Origin of the sequence: Roseovarius sp. A46 (genome assembly GCF_004126395.1) — a bacterium.
GTDB lineage: Bacteria > Pseudomonadota > Alphaproteobacteria > Rhodobacterales > Rhodobacteraceae > Roseovarius > Roseovarius nitratireducens.
Map to the genome: position 1 here is coordinate 23,450 of NZ_PVWS01000039.1, position 2,823 is coordinate 26,272.

The following is a 2,823-nucleotide window of genomic DNA, read 5'->3' on the forward strand; positions in this document are numbered from 1 at the left end:
ACGCGCACTCGGAGCCTAAAGCGCATTTGTCTCGCACATGACCTGAAGACCGACCTCCAGCCGTCCAATGACCGGAGGTGCAAAGAAAATGCTTGCAATTCTGGCTGCGATTAGACGACTCGATCACACGCCGACAAGGTCAAAAGGTTCTTGCATCATGGGCGGCAACCAAAGAAGCCGGTAGTCGTTCAGTAAACTCTCCAGCCTATAGGAGCGGAACCCTGCCCAGAGGCCGTCTTTGCCTCTATTTTCGTGTAGAAAACTTTCATGCCACCATTGTGCCGCTTGGCCCAAGGTGTATATTGAAGACCAAGGTTTATCCGGGTCCTTTGCCTGTCATCATGATTCGCTCCGTTTGCGGGGTCTGCCACCCTTAGCCCCGTTCGCCCGTGCCGCCGCAGCCTTGGCAGGCGAGGTGGCACTACCGCCAGCCGCACCGAGTTGCGCGGCCATCCATCGCTTGGTGCCGTAGATGCCCTGCATAAGGCTTGGCACATAGACATCCGCGTCCAAGCGGGGCCAGTGCAGTGCGGTCCCTGCTGGGCTGATCTCGATTTCCTCCAGTTCGTCGGCTGCGGCGGCGGTCAGCTCTTGGATCAGATGCACGGGCACCATGATCGTGACGCCCGTGTTGAGGCCCACGACCAGCCGGTTCTGATGCCTGTCATAGTCGGCACTGACGGCATAACCCCTGCGCCGCATCTTTTCGCCGCGAAGGGTCGCGGCCTGAAACTCCTGCTCAGTAATCTCCATGAATCTCCCTCCACTTCGGGCAAAGGACTGACAGGTGCTTTGCCAGTTCCTTCTGGATGCGGTTCACCATCTGCAATGACACCCCATGGCGTTCCCGAAGTTCTGGCGGGCCGTCTGGGCAGTTCAGAACAAACACGGCTTCACCATCTGCCGCGATGACGTGAACATGGGCGGGGCGATGATCGTCCACATAGATTCTCACACGCAGGCCATCGAGGCGAAGGACGGTTGGCATTGGTGGGAGCATAACCTAAGTGCTTGGGTTTTTCAAGGGGGGGCGGTGGGTGCGAAGTATACGTCCCTATTTCTTGCCACCTTCCCACCACCTTCCCGGACCTCTTCCCATGTCTGACCTCCTGGATCCCGGATACCTTGGAACTGACGGCATCAGGTGCTATGATTACAAATGATTACAATGGAGCACATCATGCCACAGCGCGCCGCTTCCGAGCCAATCACCATCCGCACAGCCAAGGTATCCGAGATTGATGCCCTGGCGAATGCGATGGACCGTTCCCGCAACTACATCGTCAACCAGGCCATCGAACAATATCTGGAAGCCAACACTTGGCAGATGGAGCGGATCAAGAGCGGGATTGCCGCTGCCCGAGAGGGCAAGGTCCTTCCTGCTGATGAAGTGTTTGCCGGGATCGCCGCGAAGCACGGTTGGACAGATTGAAGCATCTGGTTATTGCCGAACCCGCGGTCCGCGATCTTGAGGCGATCGTGGATTATATCGCACTGGACAACCCTGACGCCGCAGAGAACGTATATCGCGGGCTCGTGCGGGCAGCGGAAAGACTGCCCGAGTTCTCCGCCGCGGGGCGTCCCGGTCGCCATACCGAGACACGGGAACTGAGCGTCTCGGGACTGCCCTACCTGATCGTCTATGAGGTCAGCGCCGAGGCAGTGACGATACTGGCGGTGTTTCACACGTCCCGAGATCTCGCACGGGCATTCCTGGACAGGATGCAGGGCAGTTAGCTGCGTGGGCAAACCTCCTGCATGGGCTCGGATGATAGGTCTCAGTCCAAGACGCCTGCTTCTTTCTGGTGCCGGATCGCGAGGATCGTCACGGTTTCTTCGTCGATACGATATCGGACGATGTAACCGCTGTCGCCAAAGTCGATGAGCCATTCCCGAAACTCTTGGGGAAGGTCATCGACCATCCGGCCGAGGCGGGGATGCGCCCCGAGGATCTTCACCCCTTGCCGGATCGCCTCGCCAGCCCGACGCGCAGCATCCGCGTTCTTCGGGCGCAGGAAGCCCCGCAGCCGTTGCAAGTCCCGGATCGCCGCCGGGGCGAATATCACTTGTGGCATTCGGGGGCAGGCCGTTCGTTTTCAGTCCCCCAGCTCTCCAGCCATTGATCGACCTCTTCAGCGGTCGCGTGCAGCCCGGTTTCCCGGAACTCTTCCCATGCCTCGAGGGTTTCCTGCCGCAGCGCCTCGCGCTTTTCTTCGCGCTCGACATACTGCGCAATGGCTTCGCGCATGATCCAGTGCGATGTACGTTTCCGGGCCTCGGCGAGATGCCGGACCCGCCCCTTCATGTCGTCATCCAGCTTGATGGACGTTGCCGATGCCATGCGACCCTCCGAGCAAAAGGTAATACCTCTGACTACTATATGGCGTTTGCATCTTGCTTGTCCATTGACCCGTAGCCGTGTGGGCAAGCCTCGTGCCTGTGGGCCGTGGATGCCGCTCAGAGCGCCACAGCGGCTCCGTGAGTGGGGTCACGCTTCGCGGTCGCCATGTCGGTGATGAACCTCACCTGAACCTGGAAACGCGCCCCGGCGCGCAGGCATGGGATTGTGAGAAAATTAGGGCAGGACTCATTTTGTCATATTCCCAAGACATCTTTTGAAATCCGCACGAAATTGAACCGCACGCTGACGCATTTCCAAGTCAGCGACCAAAGCCGGAAAACTTTGGGCCCTACCCCCCTCGTCAGGACTGCACCTGGTTTTGGCGAGGGGACGTGGCATGGCGATCGTCGATGTCGTCGATCAGACGGATGAAAATTCAGGCACGGCTGTCACCGAAGACATGTTCGGCCTCAACGCGCTGT

6 protein-coding genes are annotated in these 2,823 nt (G+C 59.1%); 2 read left to right on the top strand and 4 right to left on the bottom strand.

Annotated features, from left to right (window positions below; all coding sequences use genetic code 11):
- Positions 1 to 339: 339 nt before the first annotated feature.
- Together C6W92_RS15785 and C6W92_RS15790 are read right to left on the bottom strand one after the other, a co-directional pair.
- Complete coding sequence (locus tag C6W92_RS15785) at positions 340 to 753, bottom strand: DUF2442 domain-containing protein (RefSeq protein ID WP_129434873.1); 414 nt, start codon at positions 751 to 753, stop codon at positions 340 to 342.
- Entirely contained in the window at positions 740 to 988 is a 249-nt protein-coding gene (locus C6W92_RS15790; protein ID WP_129434875.1) for a DUF4160 domain-containing protein, read from the bottom strand. Before C6W92_RS15790 ends, C6W92_RS15785 begins: the two co-directional genes overlap by 14 nt.
- A gap of 192 nt (positions 989 to 1,180) precedes the next feature.
- Between C6W92_RS15790 and C6W92_RS15795 the strand changes: the two genes are divergently transcribed.
- Together C6W92_RS15795 and C6W92_RS15800 are read left to right on the top strand one after the other, a co-directional pair.
- Positions 1,181 to 1,432 carry a ribbon-helix-helix protein, CopG family gene (locus C6W92_RS15795; protein ID WP_241691187.1) on the top strand — a complete coding sequence of 84 codons (252 nt, stop codon included), beginning with the start codon at positions 1,181 to 1,183 and terminating at the stop codon, positions 1,430 to 1,432.
- Complete coding sequence (locus tag C6W92_RS15800) at positions 1,429 to 1,737, top strand: type II toxin-antitoxin system RelE/ParE family toxin (RefSeq protein ID WP_129434879.1); 309 nt, start codon at positions 1,429 to 1,431, stop codon at positions 1,735 to 1,737. The genes C6W92_RS15795 and C6W92_RS15800 overlap by 4 nt, the downstream gene beginning before the upstream one ends.
- A gap of 41 nt (positions 1,738 to 1,778) precedes the next feature.
- Here the strand turns inward: C6W92_RS15800 and C6W92_RS15805 are convergent, their stop codons facing one another.
- Both C6W92_RS15805 and C6W92_RS15810 read right to left on the bottom strand, forming a co-directional pair.
- On the bottom strand, positions 1,779 to 2,075 hold the full coding sequence (locus C6W92_RS15805; RefSeq protein WP_129434881.1) for a type II toxin-antitoxin system RelE/ParE family toxin: 297 nt from the start codon (positions 2,073 to 2,075) through the stop codon (positions 1,779 to 1,781).
- On the bottom strand, positions 2,063 to 2,341 hold the full coding sequence (locus C6W92_RS15810) for a CopG family ribbon-helix-helix protein (RefSeq protein WP_129434883.1): 279 nt from the start codon (positions 2,339 to 2,341) through the stop codon (positions 2,063 to 2,065). Before C6W92_RS15810 ends, C6W92_RS15805 begins: the two co-directional genes overlap by 13 nt.
- Positions 2,342 to 2,823 lie beyond the last annotated feature (482 nt).